The sequence below is a fragment of the Streptomyces sp. SP17BM10 genome (genome assembly GCF_036322405.1).
In the GTDB taxonomy this organism is placed as follows: domain Bacteria; phylum Actinomycetota; class Actinomycetes; order Streptomycetales; family Streptomycetaceae; genus Kitasatospora.
Genome location: NZ_JAQYXB010000479.1, coordinates 18279 through 42394 on the forward strand (window position 1 = coordinate 18279; position 24116 = coordinate 42394).

16 protein-coding genes are annotated in these 24116 nt (G+C 69.0%); 7 read left to right on the forward strand and 9 right to left on the reverse strand.

Features of this window, described 5'->3' with window-relative positions:
• Positions 1-1147 precede the first annotated feature (1147 nt).
• The 7 genes from PUR71_RS07020 to PUR71_RS07050 form a co-directional block, all read right to left on the reverse strand.
• Positions 1148-2854 (reverse strand): relaxase/mobilization nuclease domain-containing protein, encoded by a 1707-nt coding sequence (locus tag PUR71_RS07020; protein ID WP_329925467.1) that lies wholly within the window; start codon positions 2852-2854, stop codon positions 1148-1150.
• The gene (locus tag PUR71_RS07025; RefSeq protein WP_329925468.1) at positions 2851-3183 is read right to left on the reverse strand and encodes a hypothetical protein; all 333 of its coding nucleotides are present in this window, start codon (positions 3181-3183) and stop codon (positions 2851-2853) included. Before PUR71_RS07025 ends, PUR71_RS07020 begins: the two co-directional genes overlap by 4 nt.
• 290 nt (positions 3184-3473) lie before the next feature.
• Positions 3474-4856 (reverse strand): glycosyltransferase family 4 protein, encoded by a 1383-nt coding sequence (locus PUR71_RS07030; RefSeq protein WP_329925469.1) that lies wholly within the window; start codon positions 4854-4856, stop codon positions 3474-3476.
• Complete coding sequence (locus PUR71_RS07035) at positions 4853-5173, reverse strand: hypothetical protein (RefSeq protein ID WP_329925470.1); 321 nt, start codon at positions 5171-5173, stop codon at positions 4853-4855. The genes PUR71_RS07030 and PUR71_RS07035 overlap by 4 nt, the downstream gene beginning before the upstream one ends.
• A 158-nt stretch (positions 5174-5331) precedes the next feature.
• A complete protein-coding gene (locus PUR71_RS07040; RefSeq protein WP_329925471.1) occupies positions 5332-6183 on the reverse strand; it encodes a hypothetical protein in 852 nt (283 codons plus the stop codon).
• A 22-nt stretch (positions 6184-6205) separates the two neighbouring features.
• Positions 6206-6802: a hypothetical protein gene (locus tag PUR71_RS07045; protein WP_329925472.1), complete on the reverse strand. Its 597-nt coding sequence runs from the start codon at positions 6800-6802 to the stop codon at positions 6206-6208.
• A complete protein-coding gene (locus tag PUR71_RS07050; protein WP_329925473.1) occupies positions 6799-7830 on the reverse strand; it encodes a C40 family peptidase in 1032 nt (343 codons plus the stop codon). The genes PUR71_RS07045 and PUR71_RS07050 overlap by 4 nt, the downstream gene beginning before the upstream one ends.
• A 228-nt stretch (positions 7831-8058) precedes the next feature.
• Here PUR71_RS07050 and PUR71_RS07055 point away from each other — a divergent pair, with 228 nt between their 5' ends.
• Genes PUR71_RS07055 through PUR71_RS07085 form a run of 7 tightly spaced genes read left to right on the forward strand, consistent with a single transcriptional unit; the run spans position 8059 to position 15670 of the window.
• Complete coding sequence (locus tag PUR71_RS07055; RefSeq protein WP_329925474.1) at positions 8059-8397, forward strand: hypothetical protein; 339 nt, start codon at positions 8059-8061, stop codon at positions 8395-8397.
• A 38-nt stretch (positions 8398-8435) separates the two neighbouring features.
• On the forward strand, positions 8436-9257 hold the full coding sequence (locus PUR71_RS07060) for a hypothetical protein (protein ID WP_329925475.1): 822 nt from the start codon (positions 8436-8438) through the stop codon (positions 9255-9257).
• 25 nt (positions 9258-9282) lie between these two features.
• Entirely contained in the window at positions 9283-10539 is a 1257-nt protein-coding gene (locus PUR71_RS07065; RefSeq protein ID WP_329925476.1) for a hypothetical protein, read from the forward strand.
• Positions 10526-12025, forward strand: a complete 1500-nt coding sequence (locus tag PUR71_RS07070) for an SCO6880 family protein (RefSeq protein ID WP_329925477.1) — start codon at positions 10526-10528, stop codon at positions 12023-12025. The genes PUR71_RS07065 and PUR71_RS07070 overlap by 14 nt, the downstream gene beginning before the upstream one ends.
• Positions 12022-13491 carry an ATP/GTP-binding protein gene (locus PUR71_RS07075; protein ID WP_329925478.1) on the forward strand — a complete coding sequence of 490 codons (1470 nt, stop codon included), beginning with the start codon at positions 12022-12024 and terminating at the stop codon, positions 13489-13491. Before PUR71_RS07070 ends, PUR71_RS07075 begins: the two co-directional genes overlap by 4 nt.
• On the forward strand, positions 13488-15224 hold the full coding sequence (locus PUR71_RS07080) for a type IV secretory system conjugative DNA transfer family protein (RefSeq protein WP_329925479.1): 1737 nt from the start codon (positions 13488-13490) through the stop codon (positions 15222-15224). Before PUR71_RS07075 ends, PUR71_RS07080 begins: the two co-directional genes overlap by 4 nt.
• On the forward strand, positions 15221-15670 hold the full coding sequence (locus PUR71_RS07085; RefSeq protein WP_329925480.1) for a DUF4913 domain-containing protein: 450 nt from the start codon (positions 15221-15223) through the stop codon (positions 15668-15670). The genes PUR71_RS07080 and PUR71_RS07085 overlap by 4 nt, the downstream gene beginning before the upstream one ends.
• A gap of 63 nt (positions 15671-15733) precedes the next feature.
• Here PUR71_RS07085 and PUR71_RS07090 read toward each other — a convergent pair whose 3' ends face one another.
• Positions 15734-17698, reverse strand: coding sequence for a hypothetical protein (locus PUR71_RS07090; protein ID WP_329925481.1), 1965 nt, complete (start codon positions 17696-17698; stop codon positions 15734-15736).
• 59 nt (positions 17699-17757) lie between these two features.
• Entirely contained in the window at positions 17758-24054 is a 6297-nt protein-coding gene (locus tag PUR71_RS07095; RefSeq protein WP_329925482.1) for an SNF2-related protein, read from the reverse strand.
• Between the last annotated feature and the right edge of the window lie 62 nt (positions 24055-24116).

The following is a 24116-nucleotide window of genomic DNA, read 5'->3' on the forward strand; positions in this document are numbered from 1 at the left end:
ATGGAGAGCGCGAAGGTGGATTGCCGTGACAGCGCCGGGGCGGCGCGGACAGCTTCGCCCCGGCCGGGAGCAGGCCGGCGGCTTCCCGCCAGTCCGGCGCGGTCAGGGTCCACAGCTTGCGGCCGTACGGCAGACGCAGCTACTGGCGCACCCTCCCGGCGGTCTCCCGCTCAACCACGGCGTTGCGCGGGGCTTATCGGACGGCCTTCCCCTGCTCGTGCAGCGCCCGCCGGCGATAGCCTAGTGTGCTTCTCGGGTCCGGCCGGCAGTGACCGCAGGCTACCCGGGCCCCATCGACAAATCACGCACCGACGGGTCCGCCAGCACCCGGCGGCCGCTAGGAGCCGGGGCAGCGCCCAACGCTTCCGGGACGGACGCCGCCCACAACGCCTCAGCTGGTAGTGCCCGGCGCCCTCGCACCACCGCCTCGGGTCCTGCTTTCTCCCCATCGACGGGACGAACGTGGAGCGGACGGCGCGCAGACGACTGATGGATCATCAGGCAACGGTACCGCGGCGCACGACCGCCTCGGACGACGGCCTATCTATGAAACCTGCCCACATCAACGGCACCGGTGAGGCTGCCGATGGCATCCGCGTCCCGGCGCAGCGCAGGGAACTCGCACTCGACGAGCTACTGCCACCACCTCCCGCAGCCGTGTGGGTGACATCAGTGCCTCAGCCGCTGGGAGAACTTGGACGACCTGTCTTCCGGATCCTGCCAAATCAACCGAACCAGACCATCAGGCGGACATCCTCGTCCCCGTACACGACCTCCAGTTCGCGCATCTGCCGTCCGGCGAAGCGAACGTACGAGGCGTCAGAATCACCGGGCGGTACACGGCGCCGTTCAGACGGACCTCGCCACCGGGCGGCCATTCCGTCGGCATCAGATCCGTGTCGACTGGGCCCGACTGTGCGCTCGCCCTGGAGGGCGTGGTCCCGGCGTCCATCGTGGTCCTCGACCCGGCGGAGGAGCCCTTCGGCAAGCTCCTGCAGCCGGTAGGCAGTTCCTGGGCTGTGAGCGCTGGGACGTCGAGGGAGCAGGTGGGGGATCGTCGGCTTCGATGTGCGCGGTGTCGGTGTTCGTCTGTAACTGGGACAAGGGCCCCACCTGGCGGCGGGGCCCTTAAATCGTTCTGCGCACCTCAACCAATCCCGAGACTGGGCCCGGAGCCACGGCTGACGTCCTGACGCGGACGAGCCTGCTGCTGCGGCACCGAGGCGACGGTGCGCTCGGCCGGGACGGCTGCCTGGTGGTCCGTACGGGGCGTGCGGGCGCGGACAGCTTCCTCAGCGCGAGCCTGGTCCGGGGTGAGCTGTCGACGGCGCGCGGCTTCGGCTTCGATCGCGCTGACGGCCTGCCGGGCTTGGACGAGGCCGGAGCGGGCTGCCTGGACGACGGGACGGTGTTCCGCAAGGCGGGCACGGGCCTGGGCTGCGTCCTGACGGTGGGCCTGGGTGAGCAGAAGGCCCCACTGCTCGTTCAGTTGAGCCAGAGCGTCGAGGGGATCCCGCACGCCAGGAGCAACGGCCTGGGCGGCCGCGGTCGCGGTGTCCTGGGCCGCCTGCTCGCCCCGGGCTCGCTCCTCCGCCTGAGCTGCATGCTTACGCCCGGCAGCGGCCAGGCCCTGTTGATGGGCCTGGCTGGTGCGCGTTAGTCGGAGGACTAGGTCGGGCCGGCGAGCCATCGCTTCGGCCTGTTCGGCGACACGGCTGGCGGCCCGGGCCTGGGTCAGCTGCGCCTCCGCCTGGGCTCGGTGTTGTTCTGCGACGGCGAGGTACTGGACGGCGGACTCCAAACGGTCACGGCGGTCCGCGAGGGCGAGGGCTGCGGCTCCCGGTGCGGTTCCCGCCGCGATGTCGGTCAGCCGGGCTTCGGTCTGCTGCTCCGCAACGAGCCGCTGGGTCTGGGTGGCGACCGCGCGTGTGGCTGCCCGGTGCTGTTGGGCGAGTTCGGGTCCCGTCGCCAGCGCGTAGGGGTGGTTGAGCGCGAGAGTCTCGTTCGCTTGCTGGCCGGGCTCCCTGATGGCGGCCTGAGACACCTGGACGGGGGCTTCGACGTAGCCTGCGGGAGGCCTCAATACCGGCTCAAGCTTGGTCCAGGACAAGTCCTTCGCGACGTTTGAGGCCCTGACCCAGATCTGCTGGCCTTCGGCGTCCACCCAGCCGGGCAGCGAGAAGGCGTATCCGCTCATCTTGCCCGTCTTGGCGACGTTGGCCCGGAACTCTACGCCTCTCGTGGCAAGCTCGGCTTCGAAGGCCTCCTGGCCCCGGCCGGCGGCAGCGTCACGGGCTTCCCAGATGATCAGGCGAAGCTGTTCACGCTCGGGTAGCGCTACTCCCCGGCGGGCGGCGGCGGCAAGCTCTGTGCCGCCGACCTGGGGCGCGACGCGGTTAGACCGCTCTTCGGCGTTGGTGAGGCCGTACTCGGCTTCCAGCGCCCGGACGATTGGACGGGAGCGGTCGAAGTCCTGCCAGTCGGACACCACCTTGCCGTTCCAGTCGATCCGGCAGACCGTCAGGTGGATGTGGTCGTCACCGTGGCGGACCGCCACCCATGAGCAGTCTGCGAAGCCCATGCGCGCGACGTACTTTTCCGCGATCTCGGCGAAGACCTCGTCCTTCAGGACGCCGTCCTCGTCCGGAAGGGACAACGAGCACCGCCAGATTGGCTTCTTGATATCGGACCGCTGGCGTGCGTGGTGGTCGATCAGCCGGGCCACCTGCTGGCGGGTTCCGGCGACGTTGCCGGCTATGAAGCGCGGTTCCTTGTGCTCATCGCGGTTTCCGGGACCGAAGTCGTACCGGAGCGCCCCTCCGGCCCGGGCTCCCTTGGTGATCTTCGCAATCACGTGCCGGATTCCTCGCCGTCCAGCGGCTCCAGCCCACGCATGGCCAGGGCGGCGTTGCCCACTGCCTCAATGGCTGCCTGGATGTCGTTGTGGAGCTGGCTCTCCTGGTGGGTGTAGCGGGTGAGCTGGTTCAGGTTGTTCGCGACCTGGGCAAGCGTGAGATACGCAGCGTGGTTGACCTCCGGCACCTGTGCGACATCGCCGGGGACCCCAGGGTGGCCGTTCAGCGCTTCCTCGACCACGGCCCGGACCCACGCACCCAGCTCCTTGCGCGACGTCTTCTGCTGGGCAGCGCGCCAGCGCTCCAGTTCCTGCGGTGCCAGCCGCACGGACACAGTGTGGCTGCGATGGCCTACCGATGTCAGTCGCCCGCCTGCCATCCCTGTTCTCCTTCCCCCGATGTCGCCGGCCGCGGCGATTTTCGGCCCACGATCCGGACACGTGGGCCTGAGCGTATCGGGGGTGTCTGACAGCCGATCCACTGACCTGGCGGTTGATCAGACTAGTTGACTCATCGGATGTCTCTTGCGTCCGAACCGTAGGGGTGGTGCCCCGCCGGGTCAGCGGGGCACACCACATTTACGAGGCCGCAGGCTCGGGTCAGTTCAGGCCAGGGCTGTCAGAGCTCTGGGGACGAGCCTCGCTGCTGCGTGACGGAGGGCAGAGTCTCGGAAGACGGCTGTCCCTTCCCGACCGCGATGCGACGAAGCTGCGGGATGCCCGCGCCTGCGATACGGGCAGCGTCGTTCGCCGCTCCCGTGCGGCCGGTCTGTGCCGTCTGCTCCACCGCTTGTTCGCGGCCGCCCGCAGTGCGCGCGGGAACCTCCTGCACGGCGTCCAGCAGCCCCTGAGTGGCATGGCGCCACGTGTAGTTCTGCCGGAAGTACTCGCGCAGCGCCATGGCGGACTGCCTAGTGGCAGCAACGTTGCGGAGCATCGGCTCTGCACGGTCGGCCCAGAGCTTCCCTAGTTCTGCGGCCGGCTCGTTTCCGCGCATGGGGACCACAAACTGCGAGCCGAGCTCCGCGGGCACCCTGGCAGGATCGCTCAGGAACATGCCGGTACCGATGTTGCTTCCGGCCAGGATGGGAATCCCGAAACCGGTGGCTTCCATCGCGGTCAAGGGGAATCCGTCCTGCCGGGACGGGATCACTACGAGATCGGCGCTGCGCAGGTCGGAGTCGATCTCGGTCTGATCTCCGGTGAAAGCCCGCACCTTGACCGGCATGCCGGCCATATTGGAGAGGGCTGCCTCCTGCTCGCGCAGCGTGGCCGGGTTGCCGCCCCGGACGACCAGCTGGACGTCCAGTCCCCGGTTACGCAGCTCTCCTACCGCGTGGGCCGCCGTATCGGCGCCCTTGAGTGGATCGTCGGCCCGGCCGAACAGCAGCACGTTGAGGCGCCGTTGGCCCGTGTAGTAGGTGGGCGGCTCTTTCAGGACCGTGCCGGCGATGAGCTGGTGGACCGGTGGCGGGCTGGGCAGCATGCGGGCCAGCCTGATGGCTTCGTCGGTCAGCAGCGGTCCCACCCCGACGACCAGGTCGGCACGGGCGATGAGGTCGCGTTCGGTACGGGCGTGCTGGTTGGCCTGCTCGGGGTCGCCTCGCCAGCGGTCGAGCTCATCAACGGCGGCATGCACGAAGTGGACGACCTTCGCCGCGGGGTAGAACTGGTCTCGCAGATAGCCTGCGGCGCCGCTGGAGAACCGGCCTGCACCGACAATGACGTCGACATTGCGCGGCAGTCCGTCAGTCCGTAGCAGCTGTCCCCGATCGGAGATTCCAGGGATGGGGTCCAAGGGCTGGACGGTGACGCCCGGGTGAGGCGGGGCTCCAACAGTCCCGACGACCCGCAGCGCAACGTGGTGTCCGAGCTCGGCCGCCCCTCTGGCAAGTTCGCGGTTGACGGTGTGCCCGCCGTTGCCGCTCCAGGCCGTTCCGAGAATCAGTATGCGCAGCCGCCGTGCGTTTCCGGCTCCTGGTGACTGGGCGGGGTGACTCATCGCAGGCCGCCCAGCGCCTGCAGGTGTTCGGCGAGCTCTTGGGCCAGGCTCCCGTGGTCTCGGGCGGAGTGGTCCAGTTCCCCAGTCTTCACGCCCTCGTCGATGCGACGGGAGTACTCCTCCAGCAGGGACGCGATCACGAGGGCCTTGAGCGGGGAGATGCGGACTCCGTCGCCGGGAGCCGTGCGGTCCTTGCCGAGGTCGGCCCGTTTGGCCTCGGCATCCTCGGTGAACGTCACCGGAGCGCCGTTGGCGTCCTCGGTATAGCGCCGGCGGCTCAGCAGGTGGCGCGACTTGTCGATACCCATCTGATCCATCTTTCCCCCTTGCTTTGGTTGCTGTCACAGGCTTCCAGGCGAAGGCTCACCGAACTACCTCCGCTGCTTCCCGTCAGCACGTGGCTCGGGCAGCCTACCCGCAGTCCCTGTCAGTTCCTTGCCTGTAATTACCGATCGCTGCACGGGGATAGTCAGTGTCAGCTCACGTGCAGGCGGGCGACGCGCAGGCGGAGCTGGACAAGGGAGGCCGGGTCTGATGGTGGGACGATCTGGCGGAGGTTGAGGAGAGCGCGGCCGGCCTGGAGGGCTTGCTGGGGGTCGGCGATGCGGTGCCAGAGGTCGTGGGCGCGGTCGGCGGCGTGGTGGGTGCTCGGGTGGTCGGGGCCCACGGTTTGGGAGCGGGCGAGGGCCAGAGCGGTGTACTGAACGGCGGATGCCGCGATGTCGCCGCGGGCGGCTGCGAGTTGGGCCTCCAGCTCGGCGACGCGGTCGGCCTGGCGCGGGTCGGCCTTGAGGGGCCCGAGTTGGGCGGCGACCGTAGTCCAGTCCCCGGCGTCGATGGCCGCCTCGAGGGTGTTCTCCGAGGCAAGGGTGGCAGCTGGGGCGGCAGGTAGCTGTGTCTGTGATTCGACGACGGTGAGCAGGTCTTCAAGTCTGGTGGAGGATTTAGCAGGCGTTGGCGGCGTCGTTGGTCGCTTGGGGGCGCTCTTGGCTCGAGGCTCCTTGAGGGGCCTTGGCTGCTTCGGGGGTTTGGGCGGCTGCTGCTTCTGCTTGGCGCCGCGGCGCCGCGAGGACGGTTTCTCCAGTGTCGTCTCGCTACCGTCGGGGTGGGCCGCCAGGACCCACTCCGCACCGTCGGCGTCGGTCAGTTTGACCCGGACCGGCCTCCCGATTCGCGCGGCGGTGGCGACGGCGTGCGCGAACGCAGCCGGGCGTGCCTCCTCACCTGGGGGCACGGCAACTGGGTTGCCGTCCACCTGGGCAGTTCCGTCCGCGCTGAGCATGATAGTGACCAGTGGCCAGCCGGGCACCTGGAGATCGTTTCCCACGGTTCTTCGTTCCTCCGGTGGGTTAGCCGAGTGTGAGGATGTCCAGCCGCCAGGGCTGGGTTGCGTCGTCGCGGAGCAGGACGACGAGGGCGACGTGGAGCTCGGGCTGGCCAGTCCATTCGTCGCGGCCCTTGGGTGTGACGGTGATCATCCACCGTTGGTAGGCAGTCGTGGGACTGTCCGTTGGTCCGCCGTCTTCATAGGACTGCTGAGCCTGAACTGTGGTGAAGGCGTGGTGCGATGCCCACGTATTCCACACGTTACCGGGCTGGGCGCGCGGGGCCATCGATGCGGCTCCACTGGCCCGCTGTGCCGTGAACATGGGAGTAGCCCGCTTCTCCGCGTCCATCCAGGACGTGTCGATGTCCGTGTCCACGGTCCACATCGCGGTGAGAGCGGCCCGGGCCACGGCTGCCGGGTCAGAACCGTCGACCTTGCCGAAGTCCGGCAGGCCGGCAGCCGGAGTCCCGGTTCGGCCGGGGGGGAGCGGCAAGGCCACCGGGTCGGTCGTGGTGATGGGCGGTGCCGGCTTGGAGCCGAGCGGGTGCCCTAGCGAGCAGCTGCTCACCAGAGCGGCAAGAAGGACGGCCGCCGCGGCGCGCTTCAGGGGAGTGGTCATCCGAATCGCCTGACCTTCCAGGGGAAGCTCTCGTACCAGTCCAGCGTGGCGACCTTGACCACGTCGCCGGTGTGCGGGGCATGGATCATCTGGTGGTTGCCTATGTAGATGCCGATGTGGTCGTAGTCCCCGTTGTGGTGGAGATCGAAGCCGATGACGTCGCCGGGCTTCATGTCGTTGCGTTCGACCGCGGTGCCCATCGTCACCTGTTCCTCGCTGAGGTGCGGGAGGTCGATCTTGCCACCGGAGGCCTGATAGACGGCGTAAAGCACCAGTCCCGAGCAGTCGTAGCCACCACCGGTCGGACCGTGCTCATCCCCGCCGCCCCAGACGTAGGGAAGGTTGAGCTTGGCGCGTGCCGCGGTAACGATCTGGTCGCCGAAGGCGCCGCCGCCAGCAGGGGGGACGGTGTATTTGGAGATCAGGCCGCGGATCTTCTGCACGTAGCCCAGCGTCTCGGTGTAGGGCGGGACGCCATGGCTGTACTTCACCGCGTAGGGGCCGGCGTTATAGGCGGCCAGCATGAGGTCGGTGATGTCGCCGCTGGCCTGGCCGGCCTTGACGTAGTTCTGGACCTCGCCGGCCAGGTAGCAGTCGTACCGGCCTTGCGCCATGATCGCATCCGCAGGGTCGAACGGGTTGCCGCCGTCGCCGTCGCCGTTCTCGTCCTTTCCCCAGGTCTTCCACGTAGCCGGCATGAACTGGCTGATCCCCTGCGCACCAACCCCCTTGCTGACCGCTGTGGGATCCCAGTTGGACTCAGCCTCGATCTGCGCGGCGATGACCTGCGGACTCAAGGCGCCCGGGACGGCGTCGCAGACACCGGCTTTCTGAACCCAGGCGAGGTAGTCAGGGGGAACCTTCGTGGCGTCAAGGGTACCTGTGGTGCCTGAGCCGCCTGACGACCCGGGCGGCATCCCGGGCGCCCCTCCCCCGGCGGCGGACACCACGAGAAGGCCGAAGACCAAGGCCGTAGCGACGGCGCAGACAGTGACCCCCATGACCGCCTTGCCCACGCTTCCACTCACGCTGTGTCTCCCCCCAGGTCGCAGTCGTGGCCTTGGCACCCTAGGCCATTCGGCCATCCGGACGGATCAAGTGATCGCTCGTCAAGTCGGCTGTCGGTGGCAAAGGCTACGTTGAAAGCCCGTCGGCCAAACGGCTGAATTACACATATGATCTGCCAGACACGCTGCGCGTGGCGCACCGGGGGTGTCCCCGGTCCCTGCTCACTCAGACCTTGGGGGAATTCAGAGATGATGTACCTTCTGCAAGCCGGCGTGGACACCGTCCACCACGTCGCCCAGGGTGCCGGGCACATCCTGGCGGACCCCAGCAAGCCGCCGAAGTTCGACGTCAACCCGGGCACCGGCGACGCGCCTCCCGGTGTCGGCGAGAACCTGAAGTTGATCCTCCAGTGGGTGGCCTGGATCGTCTTCTCGCTCTGCGTCTGCGGCATCCTGCTGACCGCCGGGAAGATGGCCATCTCCCACAGCCGCGGCCAGGGCGGGGAGCACGCCTCGTCGCTGGCCTGGGTGCTCGGCGCCTGCATCCTCGGCGGCGCGGCCTCCAGCCTCGTCGGGGCGCTCATCTGAGCTGGCCTCAAGCCTGAACACTCACGGGGGAGACCGTCATGCCCGATCAGATTTCTTCGAACGGGCCGGACGGCCCGCGCAACCCGTTCACGAACAAGTGGTTCATCGCGTCCGGTACCTTCCTGGGATGCGTCGCGCTACTGGGTAGCTGGATAGCCCTGGACGGCAAGGACGAGCAGACCACCGCCGACGGCACTGCCGCTCCCGTCACCAGCGCCCCCACCAGCACTCCTGGTGGGGGCGCCGGAAGTCCGGGCGGTGCGTCCACAGCCAGCCCGAGCGCCAGTGCCCCTTGTCCTCAGCTGCCTGACAACAACCAGGCTCCGCTGACGATCAGCAACACGTTCGCCAAAAAAGAGCTCACCTGGAAGGACTTCCACGGCTATCGGCTGCCCGAGTCGCCGTCCTCTGGGCCGGCGGTGCACTCCGGGGACGTCGCCCGCTGCTACGCCCACTCCCCCCGGGGCGCAGTGCTGGCGCTCGCGCAGACCTCAATCCGCAGCTCGAACGCGGACAACTGGCGTGCCGCCATCGACCAGCTGGTCGCGCCAGGGCCCGAGCGCGATTCCTACCTACAGTTCGTCACGGCTGCCCGGGTGAACCCGTCCCAGCCCACCCCTGGGTCGGCAACCATCGGCGAGTACGCCGCCTACCAGGTCAACTCGTACACGAATGACACGGCCGTGGTGACCTTCGCGATCGAGTTCCCGATAGGCGGCGCCTACCGCACCGTCGTGCTCACCGCTGTGTGGGACGGCACCGACTGGAAGCAGAAGATGACGCCCCTCGGTCAGCAGAGCTCCGCGGTCGGTCAGCAGCAAACGATCACCACCATGGTCCCGTTCGGCGTGGGGAACTGACATGTCCGGTAGCTGCTGGAATCCCATGAACTGGGGCGACTGCGTGAGCGACGCGGCGAGCGACGTCGGCATGAGCGTCGTGCAGACCATCGTCGACTCGTGCTGCGCCATGGCGGGGAAGGTGGCTGCAGCAGTCACCACCTGGTGGATCAGTGTGCCCACCGCCAACATCCTGGCGGACAGTGAGGGCAACGGACCGATCGTGTGGGTGTGGCAGCACACCATGTGGCTCTCGGCCTGGATCGCGGTGTTGGCCATCCTTGTCTCAGCTGGTCGGCTGGCGGTCCAGCGCCGAGCCGAACCCGCCATCGACGTCGCCAAGGGCATCTTCGCCATGTCCTTCGTCGGGGCCGGAGCCCTCGCGGCGGTCGGCGTCCTCACCACGGCCGGCGACGAGTTCTCCAAGTGGATCGTCTACAAGGCCGCCGACGGGGACTTCGGTGCGGCGGTGCTCGAGTGGCTGAAAGTCTCGGCTCAAAGCCAGGGCGGCCCGATGCTCGCTCTGATCCTCGCCCTGCTCGCCACCCTGGCGTGCCTGGCCCAGGTCGCCTTGATGCTCGTGCGCACCGCCATGCTCATCCTGCTGTGCGGCACGCTGCCGCTGACCGCCGCAGCGGCCACCACGCCGTCCGGCCGCCAGACCTTCCAGAAGGCGGTTTCCTGGCTGATCGCGTTCGTCATGTACAAGCCGGTGGCCGCGATCATCTATGCCACCGCCTTCCGTATGATCGCCGCACTCAAGACGAGCAAGGGCACCGACGGGCTGGTCACCTCGGTGTCCGGCATTGTGCTGATGCTGCTGTCGGTGATCGCCCTTCCGGCGCTGATGCGCTTCGTCACCCCGGTGGTCGGCGCCGCCGGCGGCGGGGGCGGCGGCGGGGGCGGCGTGGCCGCGATGGGGGCGCTCGCCGGCGGCGCGAAGGCTGTCAGCAGCCACAAGAGCGGTGCAGGTGGGGGCGGCGGGGGCGGCGGCGGCCGCAGCCGTGGTGGAGGCCCGGATAGCGGATCCGGCTCCGACCCGCAGGGCTCCAAGTCCGTTCCGTCCCAGGGCAATCCGGCCCAGGGCGCTCCGAAGGCCGGCGCTCAGGGTGCTCAGGGCCTCAGCCAAGGGACCCAGGCAGCAGGCAAGACAGGCGCGGCAGGAGCGGCAGGAGCGGCAAAGGCGCATCCAGTGGCCGCCGGGGCCGAGGCCGCGCAGAAGGCTCACTCGGCGATCAAGCAGAGTACCGAGAACACGGCGAACGCGGGACAGCACAACGGGGGCCCCAGTGGCAGCAGTTGATATCGGTCGACCCAGGACCTATGGGAACTGGCGCAAGCCCCGGTCTCCCGGCATCGGGGGTCTGGGCATGGCCGGCACGATGGTCATGATGGCCGGAATGATCTTCGTGGTCATCTGCATGGCCATTGACTTCTTCCTGGCTATCGGTGCCGGCGTACTCGTAGGGCTCTGCCTGCTACCGCTGTTGATCAAGGACAAGTTCGGCCGAAACGGCCTGCAAAGGGGGACTGCGCGCGTGGCGTGGTGGCGTGGAAAGAGCGCGGGAAAGCACATCTATCGGTCGGGCATCCTCGGCCGCACTCCGTACGGGACCTGCCAGCTCCCTGGGCTCGCGGCGGCCTCTTCCCTCGCGCAGTTCCACGATTCCCACAACCGTCCATTCGCGATGGTGAGCTTGCCTTCGCTCAACCACCACACCGTGGTGATCAGTTGTGACGCCGACGGCGCCTCGCTGGTCGACACCGACCAGGTCGACACCTGGGTGGCGCACTGGGGACATTGGCTGGCTTCTCTGGCCCACGAGCCGGGGCTGGTGGCAGCATCGGTGACGGTCGAGGCCGCTCCCGACCCGGGCAGCCGACTCAGCGCGGAGGTCCACGGGCACCTCCATCCGGAGGCCCCGCCACTCGCCCGGCAGGTGCTGGAGCAGATCGTCGACAACTACCCAGCCGGGTCCGCACTACTCACCACGCAGATCGCGCTGACGTTCTCCGGTGCGGCCCGCGGCAGCGCGCCGCGCCGGGATGTCGACCAGGTGGCCGAGGAGGTCGGCGCGCGGCTTCCCGGCCTGACTGCGGGTTTGGCCATGACGGGCGCCGGCGCAGCCCGTCCGATGACCGCCGGCGACCTCGCCGAAACCGTCCGGGTCGCCTACGACCCGAGCGTGGCGACCCTGGTCGCCGAAGGCCGTGCGGCCGGCGGCACCGGCATCACGTGGGATGATGCGGGCCCGGTCGCGACGGAGGAGTTCTGGTCGCACTACCGGCACGACGGCGCGTGGTCGAAGGTCTGGTTCATGGGCGAGGCCCCCCGGGGCGAGGTGTTCTCCAACGTGCTCACCTCCCTGCTCCTTCCGCACCCTGACGTGACGCGCAAGCGCGTGTCTCTCCTGTACCGCCCCCACGACCCCGCGGCCGCCGCCCGGATCGTCGAGAATGACCGCAAGGACGCGATGTTCCAGGCCCAGCAGGCCGCCGTCGCCGCCGCCCGGGACTCGGTGGCCGTCCGCGCTGCCGAACAGGCCGCTCAGGAAGAGGCCACCGGCGCCGGTCTGGTCCGTTTCGGCATGATCGTCACCGCGACAGTCATGGACCGCAACGACCTGCCGAAGGCGGACGCGGTGGTCGAGAACCTCTCCACCCCCTCCCGGATCCAGCTGCGCCCCGCGCTCGGCTCCCAGGCCTCAGCGTTCGCCGCGGGGCTGCCGATCGGCATCGTCTTGCCCAACCACCTGCGGGTGCCGCAGGCCATCCGGGAGGCGATGTGAGCAAGAAGCCGAAGACTCCCGCACCCGCCCGGCCGCGCAAGCCGGGGATGCGCGGCTGGCCCGGCTGGGGCGCCGGCTCGGTCGGCTACGTCGAGGCACCGGCCGAATGGCGCGGCACGACTGTGCAGGTGTGCGGGCTGTGGCCGTTCGTCGCGGGTTCCGGCACCCCGATGGTGGGCGTGCCGATCGGGCGCAACACCATCACTGGTGCCTCGCTGTGCTGCGACCCGATCAGCTGGTTCACCCGCGCCAACCTGATCCTCAACCCCAGCGAGTTCGTCCTGGGCCGACCCGGCCTCGGCAAGAGCACGATCGTGCGCCGCCAGGCGCTGGGACTGGCGGCGTTCGGCACGCACCCGATGGTGTTCGGGGACCTCAAGCCGGACTACGTCGATCTGATCGAGGCACTCGGCGGCCAGGTCATCAGCCTCGGGCGCGGGCGCGGCTATCTCAACGCGCTCGACCCGGGCGCGGCTGCCGGGGCTGCCCAGCGCCTGACGGGTGACCGGCGCCGCGCAGTGCTGGCGGACATCCACGGGCGGCGGCTGAACACGGTGTCCGCGCTGCTGACGATCCTGCGCGGCGAGCCTCCGACGGACCGCGAGGAGACGCTGGTCTCCGGCGCGCTCACCGTCCTTGACGAGCGGCACCAGGGGGTGCCGGTCCTCGCCGACCTGCTTCAGGTGATCAAGGACGCCCCCGAGCCCGTGCGTCACCTGGCGCTGGACCGCGGCAATCTCGGCCGCTACCGGGACATCACCGAGGGCCTGGAGTCGTCGCTGACCGCGCTGCTGGGCGGCGGGCGGCTGGGTGACATGTTCGCGCGGCCCACCAGCGTGCCGATGGAGGTCGACCGGCCGGTCGTGTTCGACGTCTCGGCGATCGACGACAGCGAGGCCCTGCTGCAGGCTGCCGCGCTGCTGACATGCTGGAGTTACGGGTTCGGCACCATCTCCGCAGTGCAGGCGCTCGCCGACGCGGGCCTCGCCCCCCAGCGCCACTACTTCGTGATCATGGACGAGCTATGGCGGGTGCTGCGCGCCGGGCGTGGCCTGGTCGACCGGGTCGATGCGCTGACCCGGCTCAACCGGCAGCGCGGCGTGGGAACCGCGATGATCACCCACACCATGAGCGACTTGCTCGCCCTGCCCACGGAGGAAGACCGAATGAAGGCCAAGGGCTTCGTGGAACGAGCCGGAATGGTCATCACGGGTGGCTTGCCCGAGGCGGAGATGCCTCAGCTGACGCAGGTGGTCGGGATGAGCCGCGCCGAACAGGAGATGGTCGTGGGCTGGTCCAGCCCGCCGGCCTGGGACTCCTCGGCGAACCGCGAGGGCGCTCCGCCCGGACGCGGCAAGTTCCTCGTCAAGGTCGGCGGCCGGCCGGGCATCCCGGTCTCCGTCGAGCTCACTGAGGCGGAGCTGGGCATCAACGACACCAACCGGCGCTGGGCGGCGGCCCGATGACGGCCACCGAGGGGCGCCGGGGCCCCGCCTCCGAGGCCGGGCCGTTCCTCGCGCTCGGAGCGATGCTGCTGGTCGTGGTGAGCGCGGTCGGCGCCTGGCTGGCCGCGATGGGCGGGGCAAGCCTGGCAGCGCGTCCGGCGCCGCCGGCCAACCCGTTCGCCTTCGTCATCGGCCTGTTCAGCGGCTCCTACCACTGGCCGGGCGGGTACGCGACCGCGATCGCGGGGGCCGAGGCGGTCGTCATCCTCCTGATCGCCACGCTCGCCTCCTGGCGGGTGGGCCGCAAGCGCAACCGGCCGAAGGTTGACCGGGCCGGGCGGCACCTGGGGCGGGGCAACGACCTGGCGCCCGTCAACCGGCGCGGCGCGGCCGCGACGGCGGCACGGCTCGGCACGAAGTCGGACCTGCCCGGGGTGTTCATCGGCCGCTCGATCCCCGGCGGCCAGGAGCTGTTCGGCAGCTGGGAAGACATGCACGTCGACATCTGGGGCCCGCGCACCGGCAAGACGACCCGGCGCGCGATCCCCGCGATCTGCGACGCGCCCGGCGCGGTGCTCGCGACCTCCAACAAGCGCGACATCGTCGACGCCACCCGGGGCGTGCGCGACGCTAAGGGCCGGGTGTGGGTGTTCGACCCACAGAACCGCGCGGGCGAGCAGCCCACCTGGTGGTGGAACCCGCTCAGCTACGTCACCTCAGTGGCGAACGCACGCAAGATGGCGGCGCACTTCGCCAGCGGCTCCTCCGACGCCGGCGCGAAGACCGACGCCTACTTCACCCCGGCCGGCCAGGACCTGCTCGCGTACCTGATGCTCGCGGCAGCCGTCGACAACAAGCCGATCACCCAGGTCTACACCTGGCTGACCCGGCCAAAGGACGACACCGCGGAGCGGATCCTGCGGCAGGCCGGGCACCACATGCCGGCTGACTCACTGAACGGTGTGATCACAGCGCCGGAGAAGCAGCGTGGTGGTATCTACGGGACGGCCATGCAGATGGCCTCATGCCTGGTGAACCCAGCGGTACACCCGTGGATCACCCCCGGGCGCGGCCCGGCACGGCCGGAGTTCAGCCCAGCGGACTTCGCCGTGAGCAGCGACACGCTGTACTCGCTGTCCCGTGAGGGCAAGGACAGTGCTGGCCCGCTGGTGACCGCGTTGACCGTCGCGGTGGTCGAGGCGGCTGAGGAAGCGGCGACGAACATGCCTGGCGGGCGCCTGACGGTGCCCATCGTCGGGGTGCTGGACGAGGCCGCCAACGTGTGCCGGTGGGCGGACCTGCCGGACCTGTACTCGCACTACGGGTCGCGCGGCATCATCCTCATGACGATCCTGCAGTCCTGGGACCAGGGTGTGGAGGTCTGGGGCGAGAAAGGCATGGGCAAGCTCTGGTCGAGCGCCAACCGCCGTGTGTACGGCGGTGGGGTGTCCGACGCCAAGTTCCTCGGCGACCTGAGTACGTTGGCCGGCGAGTACGAGGTCGACACATATTCGGCGTCGTACGGCGGTAACCAGGGCGGTGGGCTGTTCGGGAGCCGCTCGACCAGCCACAGCACGCGTCGCGAGCGCGTGCTGGACGTCTCCGACCTTGCGGCGATGCCGCCGGGGCGGGCACTCGTGCTGGCGTCGGGTGCGCCGCCCGCGCTGGTGGAGACCGTGCCGTGGTGGGAGACCAGGCACGCCGAGGCGGTCAAGGCCTCGCTGTCCACATACGACCCGGGGGCCCGTTCGTGAGCGATGACGATTTCGACCTGTGGGACGACGAGGACACAGACGAGGACGCGTCGGCGGAGCCGGTGTTCGGGACCGTCGAGGAATTCGTCGTCGACTACCTCGCCCCGATGGTGGCCAGGCGCCTCAACGGGGTGACGCTCACCTGGTGCCCGGACTGGTGGATGCATGCCGAGGCGATCTCCCGGCTGAACGCGATGTGGCGGGCGTGGGAGAACCTGCGCCTGGATCCGGCGCTGGGGATGTCCACGTGGTGGATCCACCACGCCGACCCACAGTTGCACGTGCTGCTGGACCCGGACAACGGTCCGTTCAGCGCCTGCTCGCCGATCGAAGGGCACTCCGAGCATCCGCCGGAGCCGCTGCCGACCAATCCGGCGGACCCGCGGATGTGGCTCGGCACGGCATTCAGCAGTACGGCTGTTGCTGAGCAGGCGCTGGAGGACTGACGACGCCCCAACGGCGGTGGGTTGCGAGACAAGGTCGTCTCGCAACCCACCGCCGTTGTCCGTTCAGCGCCCGTGGTCGCTGCCCAGGTCGCGGCCGCGGCCCTTGGCAGGGGCGCTCGGGCTGGCCGCCGGCGTCGCGGACGTCTTCCCGAGGCCCTCGTTGACGCGCTGGGCACCGTCGTGCGCCGCCACCTTGGCCGCGGCCCCGCCACGGCCCACCTGCGCCAACTTCCTGTCAGCACTGGCCTTGAGGGCCTTCTTGGACGGTCCCCGACGCCCGCGTGACGGCGCCTGACGCGCCGGAGCAGGGCGTGAGGCTGCCGGTGCGGGTGCAGGCGTCGGCGCATCCATCGCAGGCAGCGTGGCCTCGGCCGCTGGGGCACCGGGCACGGCCGGCGGCGTGGTGGACCAGGACGCCCATTGCGGGTCGTCGCCCCATTGGCTCTGGTAGCTCTGGGCGACCTGCTCCTTGGTCATACCAGGGGGCAGGGCCGCCGGGTCGCTCGACTCGCTCGCCGCGAGCCGGTCGGCCTGGGCTTCGACGACGCCCGCGGCGCCGCGGTCGATCTCAGCCTGCCCCCGTAGGATCTCCGCGTCCGCCGCCAGCGTCTTGATCTGCGCCGCGGCGATTGGGTCTTTGGGCTTCCCGTCAACCATGAGTCCCGCGATCTGGTCCTCCTTCCGCAGAGCGGCGTCGTACTTCTCCACCGCCCGGCGATTGAGTTCCAGCGCTTTCTGGCGGACCTCCTCGGGCTCCCCAGGCTCCCTGACATCGACCATGCTCTCCAGCGCCGCTGCCGCCTCAGCCCGGTTGACGTCCTCATCCAGCTCCAGGCCGTAGTAGCCGACGAGCTTCTCGTTCATCGCGTCGAGCGCCTGATCCCGGGCCGCGCCGTGCGACCAGTGGTTGACCTCACTCCAGAGCCCTGCGGCCTCGGCCGGGGACACCTCGGATATCAAGCCCTGGTCCAGCCGTGCCCGCAGCGACGCGCCGCGGTAGACCAGAGCCGAGTCCTCACCACGCTGCTCAGCCGCGACGGCCTCCCGGTCCAGGTTCAGGGCGGCCTGGTACCGGCGCTCGCGAAGGACCGACTGCTGAAGGGCGTCGACCTGCCGGTCGTGCTCGCCCTCGGGCAGCTCGGCCGGGTCCGCGTCCGCCAGGCGGTCCCGCGCCTCCTGCCACTTCTCCGCGCGCTCACCGGCCCGCCGGTGTTCGGCACTCATCGCGTGGAGGACTTCCTGGGGGCTGGCCTCCTCCTCACGCCGGGCCACCCGGCGCTGGCGCTCTTCCTCGGCCTTGAGGATCTCCGGAACGCGCTGCGCCTCCACCACGGCGAGCGGTTCCTGGCCGCCGACAGGGGCGCCCGTGTTCTCGTAGACACGGATCACCACGTTGTCGCCAAGCGGCGTGCCGTCCGCTCCCGTAGCCCACTGCTGGTGGGCGTGGGCGGCGACGAGGTCCGGCCTTTCCCAATCGTGGCCCCGGACCTCGCCGGTGGCCAGCTGGGTGTCCGTCGTCGGATCCTCGATGACGTACAGGTAGCTGGCCTGCCCGCTCTCGGCCGCCGCCTCGCGGCCCGCCTCCGCCCTCTCCAGCAGGCTCGGGTCGGATAGGGCAATGGCGCGCGAGAGGTCCTGGACCGGCAGCATGTCGTCGGGGATGCGTATCCCGTACTTCTCGTGGATCTTGTCCCGCATGTGGTGCAGCGCGGCGGCGGCCTGCGGATCGGATCCGCCCCATTCGTAGGCCGTCTGCCAAGCTTGGCCGAGCGGACGCATGCCCTCGGGGGTCGATTCCAAGTTGTCCCAGAACCGGTCGTCGTAAGGGGCGCGCAGCCATGGCTCTGCAGCGGCGCGTTCGCGCCACTGCTTTTCGGCCGCCGCTTCCCGCTCGCGCTCCCAGCGCTCGCGACGGGCCCGCGCGGCGTTCTCAGCGGCAATGGTAGCCAAGGTCAAGACGAGCTTGACGAAGGCGTCGGCGCTGTTGGTGACCGCCATTTCGACTTCGCCGCTGTGTGGGTCGTTCACGTCATTCCCCTCCCTTTGGGCCGCGCTGGGCGGCATGGTGACTCAACAGGCTGCCGTCGTCAGATTTCTGCACCGCTCCCCCGGGTCGGCGCGGGGGTCTTCGGCGCCGGCTGGTCCGGCTGGCGTGGCGCTGTCTTGCGCCCGGTCACGTTGGTGATCGGCATCACGCCCCGGGCGGCGAGGCCGATCTGGCCAGAGTTGCGGGCCTGCTCGCTCGCCACAGCGGGCGCGGCCGGAGCTGCCTGTGGGGTGTCGCCCCGGCCCTTGGCCGCGTAGTTGCCCGCGCAGGTCGCGAACGTCGTGAGCAGCTTATGGGCAACTCGGTCAGTCTCGAACGTGCGAGCCAGCTTCGACGTTTGCTTGGAGACCACCTCGGCGGTGTCCCGGACGACTCCCCCGAAGAACTCCCTCCAACGCCTGTCCTTGGAGACCTCCGGATAGCGATCCCCGGCGGCTTCCTTGAGGGCCTTCTGGATCCGGCCGGGACCGGCCCAGACGGTGGCCACGTGGGCCCAGGACTCGGACCTTCCGTAGTGCTGCGCCATGTACGCACGGACCCGTTCAAAGGCACCCTTGGCCGCCTGTGCGTGGTTCACCTCTTCCGGTGCGGGCTTGAACGTGGAGGGGAGGTCATCATCGTCGAGTCCGAGTTGGGCACGCATCTTCGCGAGGGACGCGCTGTGAGCATCGAACTCCCTGGCCACGCTGTCCGCCGCTTCGGGTGACAGGATCTCAGAGATGTACCTGCGGGCCGGGCCGAAGGAATTCAGCAGGTCATCGTGAACCAGCGAACCGAAGTCGCGGGCCGGTTGCTCTGGCTTCTCAAGGCCAGGTATGTCCTCCATTGCCTCAGTCGGGGGTCCCTCGACCGGAATATCGGGCTTTACGAAAGCTTCGGTAACGACGCGCTTCTCTTCTATGGCTTGCTCTCTGGGCGGTTCAGTCGTCGCGGCGGCCACATCGGCTCCTTCTGGCTGGGCCGCTGTGTCAGCGGATACAGGCGATGGCTCATCGTCAGAGAGTCCGTCATCGAAGAGGGCGGGTTCCTCCCATCCGGTCCCGGGAGCGATAGGTCCCGCTGTACTCGTCTCGATTGCCATGGTGGTTCCCTCCCTGAGCGGTGCCGCTTCCTGCGGCGCTGGTGCTGGGATCTCGTCGTTGGTAGTGGTGCCTGATGGCACGTCTGCAGCGTCGCTGCTGCCTTGGACAACGTGATCGGGCGGCTCAGTACGCCCCGCCGTCTGCGATTCGGGGGCGGGTGCCGTGTCGGTGGACTCGACTTCTGCTGCGGCGCCGGTAGTCGTGGGCTTCGCGGACTCGGCTTCCTCGGCGGCGGTCCGCTGTACCGCGTGCTCATCGTCGATCTGGCGCTTCAGATCAGCCGCTTCGGCTTGCAGGGCAACGAGTTCCGCCTCGGATTCCTGGGACGCGTGCCCTCCCGCGTGCTGGAGTTGCTCGGATCGCTCGGCGATCTTCTCGTTGAGGATGACCAGCCGCCCCAGCAGCCGTTCTTCACGTTCCAGGGAGCGGGCGTGCTCCCGGTAGGGGTTATGGGCCTTGTCCTGGAGCTTGCCCACGAGTTCATCGCGCCGTGCCCGGCGCAGCTCCACGTCGGCGGCAAGCTTCTCCGTGTCGTCGCCGAGTCTGGCGACGAAGGCTTCCAAGGACCGGACGGCCCCTCGCCCAGTCGCGGTGGTGACTTTCTGGGCGTGCCAGACACCGCGGTCTTCGCGGTGGCCGAGCGGCACGACGTGGCCCCAGGGGAAGCGGAGCTTGAGCAGGCGGTTGGCGTTGCGGTCGTAGGCGATCTCGGCGTGAAAGGCGTGGCCACCCATGGTGCCCAGCGGGATCTGCTGGCCCCGGGGGAGAGTGGTGTCCCTGGCGATGGCCTCCAGACGGGCGCCGAGCGCTTGCGCGGCGTTGCCCCGCTCGCGATGCAGCTGGTCGCCGAGGGTCATGGCGAAAGCATCGCCAGCGGTGAGAGTGGCCGTGGGCAGGGCAGAACGCATCGCGGCTAGGGCGATATCGGCCTCATCGACGAAGTTGGTGAGGTCCTGGATCTCACGGACCTGCCGGTCGTGCGCGCGGTCCCAGGAGCGGGAGAGGCTCTGCATCCGGGCGCGTTCGGCCGTCGCCTCGACGTGCTGGAGGATCGTCGGGTCGCCGGAGGCTAGTGCGTTAAGCAAGCCGAGGTTCATGGCCTCGTCCCCGATGTCCTCGATCTCGCGGATGTTGAAGCTGCGGCGCTGGACCTGGGCGATGAACCGCGCTTTGCGGGCGAGCGCGTTCAGGCGGAACTCGTCGAAGGTGCCAGCGGTGAGGTAGTAGAAGAGCCGGACGTCATCGGGTGTGCCCGAAATCTCGGGCATGTGCAGGTTGCCCTGCCGTTCCAGCCGTCCGTCGCGCTGGGCCATGTCGGCCGGCCGCCACGGGTAGGAGACGTGGTGCAGGGCGATGACGCGGCTCTGGACGTTGGTGCCTGTGCCCATCTTCTGGGTGCTGCCGATCAGTACAGCGACCTTGCCGGAACGGCAGTCCGCGAAGAGCCGTTCCTTCTTGGCGTCCGTATTGGCCTCGTGAATGAACCGGATGCTCTCCCGGGGCATTCCGGCGGCGGCGAGTTTGTCTCGCAGGTCCGCGTACAGGTCGACGGCGTGCTCGGCGCTGCTGCCCGGGGTGCCCTCGTCGAGGAAGACCAACTGGAGGGCTCCGGGAAGCGGCTGAGCTGTCGGGTCGTTATTGGAGACCGGGTAGACATTGTCCTTGTTCTCCAACCAGACCTGGTGGACCTGCTCGGCGACGTCCTGCAGTTTGCTGCCTTGTTCCTCCTCACCACCGACCAACCGCATATCGAGGGACGCGCGCAGGCCGAGCCCGAGGGCCTTCAGGACTCCCCCGGGCTCGCTGATCCACGGCTGGTTCTTGAGGGAGGTGAGGAACTCCCGCTGCGCACGGGTGGTGTCGACGACGATGCTCTCGCCGCGCTGGTTATCCTTGCCGGAACGGATCGCCGGGACGGGCAGATTAAGGTCTTCCGCCATCTGGACATCCGCGAACGTGTGGTAGACCCGCATCATCTCCGGGACGTTGAAGAACCGGGAGAAGCGGGCCTTGAAGCGGTATCCTCCGCCCTTGGGGTCGGGTTCGAGTGCCGAGACGACTTCTCCGAATGTCGCCGCCCAGTTGTCGAAGGCCTCCAAACCCATCGATTCGAGAAGCTCAGGGGCGAGGTAGCGCATCAGGACGTACGCCTCGGTGACGCTGTTGGCCACGGGCGTGCCGGTGGCCAGGGTGGCGACCCGCCCGGCGGTGCTCTTCTCCCGGAGCATGTCGAGCACCATGTGCAGCTTGGTGGCCTTGGCCGCCCCCTCGATCGCGGCGCCGGGGATCGCGGAAACCGTCCTGAGGTTCTTGAACTCGTGAGCCTCGTCCAGAAAGACGTAGTCGATGCCGGTGTCCTCCAGGAACACGCCCGTGCCCTGGGTCTTGTCGATCTCGGCTTTGAGCCTAGCCTCCGCGTTGGCGATGGAGTTTTCGATCTGCTTGACGGTGCGGTCGCTCAGCCCAGCCCCGACGGCGGCGTCCAGCTGGCCTCGGAGATTGCCAATCTCCCGGTCCATGTAGCCCTGGATCGTCTCGGACCGCAGCGGCACCCGCGTGAACGCCTCATGGGTGAGGATCACCGCGTCCCAGTCACCGCCGGCGATCCTGGCCATGAACTTGGCACGCTTGCTGGCACCGAGGTCACTGGCGCTGATCGCCAGTAGCTTAGCGTTCGGGTAGAGCTGGCGGAACTCGCCCGTCCACTGCTTGAGCATGTGGTTGGGGACCACGATGCACGGCTTGGTCGCCAGTCCGGTTCGGCGCAGCTCCATCGCACCGGCGGCCATGGTCGCGGTCTTACCGGCGCCGACCACATGGGCGAGCAAGTTGGTCGGCTGGGACAAAATTTGACGAATCGCCTGATTTTGGTGCGGCCTCATCACCCAGTCGCTGACGGCCCCCGGCAAGGTGAGCGGCTCAGCACTGTGCTCGGGCAGCACCAGATTATTGAACTGGTCGTTGTAGATCCGCGTGAGCCGGGCACTGCGCTGCTCGTCGTTCCATATCCAGTCGTCGAAGGCGTCGCGCAGATGAGTGACCTTCTCGGCGGCTTCGGCAGTCGCGTCCTCGTCGACGTGGACGTTGCCGTCGCGGTCGCGCCAGGTGACTTTGATGGCCGAGTCGGTCTGCCGGAGCATCGCCTCGAACAGGGATCCGGCTGAGCGCTTCTCGGTACCCCACTGCGAAGTCGCGGCGTCGCCGTGCTGAGCGCCCTTGACCTCCCAGATGGTGCCGCCGACGTAGAGGACCTCGGCGTCGGGCATGCCCAGGTCGCGCAGGAACTGGGTGTAGACATCGACCGGGATCCACGGGGCACCGACCTTGGCCTTGATTTCGGCGGGACTGAGGTCGTCCGGCTGTATCTGCTGAAGCGCAACGACGTTGACCTCGTACGACGGGTCGCTGGCGGCGGCCTCCTGGGCCTGCTGGAGCTTGGTGCGGACGTTGCCGGACAGGTAGCGCGTGCGTGGTTCCCACGCTCCGTCCTGGGCCGGGTCGCGGAAGGCCAGCGGGCCGAGCTGGCGTTCGGCCTCGGCTTCGTCGACGCCGAGCAGCTGGGCTACCCGGCTCAGGTGCAGGACGCCGCCGTCGTGTTCCAGGGCCAGTGCGAGGGCGTCCTCCGGGTCCTGGGCCTGCGTGGGCAGGACCCGAGGTTCCAGGACGCGTTGGGTGAGGACCTTCTGCTCGTTGGCGGTCTTGGTGTCGTCGTCCCACACCTCCAGTCCGAATAGCAGGCTGGCGTCCGGGTCGTCGGCGATCAGCGCGTAGGCGGTCGGCCACTTCCAAGCGTCCGGGACGGTGGTTAGCCCCTCGGCCTCGGCACGTTCCCGAGCCTCCTTCGGGGTGAACGTACGGGTCTGACGGGGCTTGGCCAGAGAAGGGTTACTCTTCCGGTACGCCCCGTAGGCCTCGCGCAGCTGGGTGCGCCTGGCGGCGAGCTCCGGAGTCTCACCAGCAGCGTCGGTGGCGGCCTCGGCCGCGTACAACTCGAGGACCTGCTGCTTGAGCACGATCAGCTGGACGAGGCGGTCGTACTGGTCGGGGTGGACAACCAGGGGCACCATGCGCCCGGCCTCAACGATCGTCGGGCAGCCGGCTTCGTCCAGGCCGAGCGAGCCCTCCGCCGCTCCCGCCGGGGCGATGGCCAGAGCGCGGCTCTGCTCACCTGCCGTGGCGGTGGCACCACGGCCGTTCTCGAAGGCTTCGCGAGCGATGTCCTGGGCAACTTCGGTAAGACGCTTGGAGGCATCGAGGCCAGAAGCGTCGACCGTCAGCTCTGGGCCGAACTGACCGAGCCGGGAGCGGAGTTCACCGAGAACATGGCCAGGGTTGTCCTCGAAGTAGGAATTGCAGCGCACGGGCTCCGCATGGCCAGGGAGAACCTGTTCCTCCGCGTGAAGCCACCGGTCGCTGCCGCGGCGCTCCCCATGCTCACGGCGGCGCAGGAAGAGGACGTCCGTGACGACATCGGTGCCGGCGGCTGCCTGGTGGGCACCTGCGGGCAGGCGGACCGCACCGATGAGGTCGCCAAGGTCGTACATCCGCTCGCGCGCTGCGGAGTCCTTGGCGTCAAGGGTATAGCGCGAGGTGATCAAGGCGACTACGCCGCCGGGCCGCGTGGCGGCGAGCGACTTGAGGACGAACAGGTCGTGGATGGAGAGGGCGCGGTCCTTGTTATGGACGGGGTCGTAGGGCTGGTAGCGACCGAAGGGGACGTTGCCGACGACGGCGTCGAAGCTCGCCTCGGGCAGCCGGACGTCTTCGAGGCCAGCCGTGATGATCTGGGCGTCCGGGTACAGGTGGCGGGAGATCGCGGCGGTGACCGGATCAAGTTCAACACCGGTCATCCGGATCTGGTGGCTAGTGTCCTGCGGAGCCGCACTGATGAAGTTGCCGGAGCCGGAGCCGGGTTCCAGGACGGAGCCGCCATCGAAGCCCATCGTCCGCATGGCACCCCAGATCGTGTCGACCAGGGCAGCATCGGTGTAGTGCGCATTGAGGGTGTTGTGACGGGCAGCGTTCCACTCGGTATCGCTGAGGTGCGCCCTGATCTTGAAACGCAGGCCGTCGAGGGCATCCCAGCGCGCGGCCGCCCGATCGTAGGAGGCGGCGTCCTGGAAAGCGGGGCGCTGGGGTCGGGGTTCGAAGATGCGCGGCAGGGCGCCCCAGCCCGACCACCGCGCGAGCACGCTCTGCTCGTCCTCGGTGGCGGGCCTGCCCTCCTCGTCTAAGACCCGCAGTTTCTCCAGCACCGCAAGGTTGGCCGCCGCGCGCTCCGCCTCACTGCGCGGGGCGAGGTCGTTCTGACCTGCGG

What these genes read in the sequence shown, in the direction of transcription:
- PUR71_RS07030 (WP_329925469.1), bottom strand. Translation starts at nt 4,856, where the DNA reads ATGAGTCACCCCGCCCAGTCACCAGGAGCCGGAAACGCACGGCGGCTG.
- PUR71_RS07035 (WP_329925470.1), bottom strand. Translation starts at nt 5,173, where the DNA reads ATGGATCAGATGGGTATCGACAAGTCGCGCCACCTGCTGAGCCGCCGG.
- PUR71_RS07045 (WP_329925472.1), bottom strand. Translation starts at nt 6,802, where the DNA reads ATGACCACTCCCCTGAAGCGCGCCGCGGCGGCCGTCCTTCTTGCCGCT.
- PUR71_RS07055 (WP_329925474.1), top strand. Translation starts at nt 8,059, where the DNA reads ATGATGTACCTTCTGCAAGCCGGCGTGGACACCGTCCACCACGTCGCC.
- PUR71_RS07060 (WP_329925475.1), top strand. Translation starts at nt 8,436, where the DNA reads ATGCCCGATCAGATTTCTTCGAACGGGCCGGACGGCCCGCGCAACCCG.
- PUR71_RS07065 (WP_329925476.1), top strand. Translation starts at nt 9,283, where the DNA reads ATGAACTGGGGCGACTGCGTGAGCGACGCGGCGAGCGACGTCGGCATG.
- PUR71_RS07080 (WP_329925479.1), top strand. Translation starts at nt 13,488, where the DNA reads ATGACGGCCACCGAGGGGCGCCGGGGCCCCGCCTCCGAGGCCGGGCCG.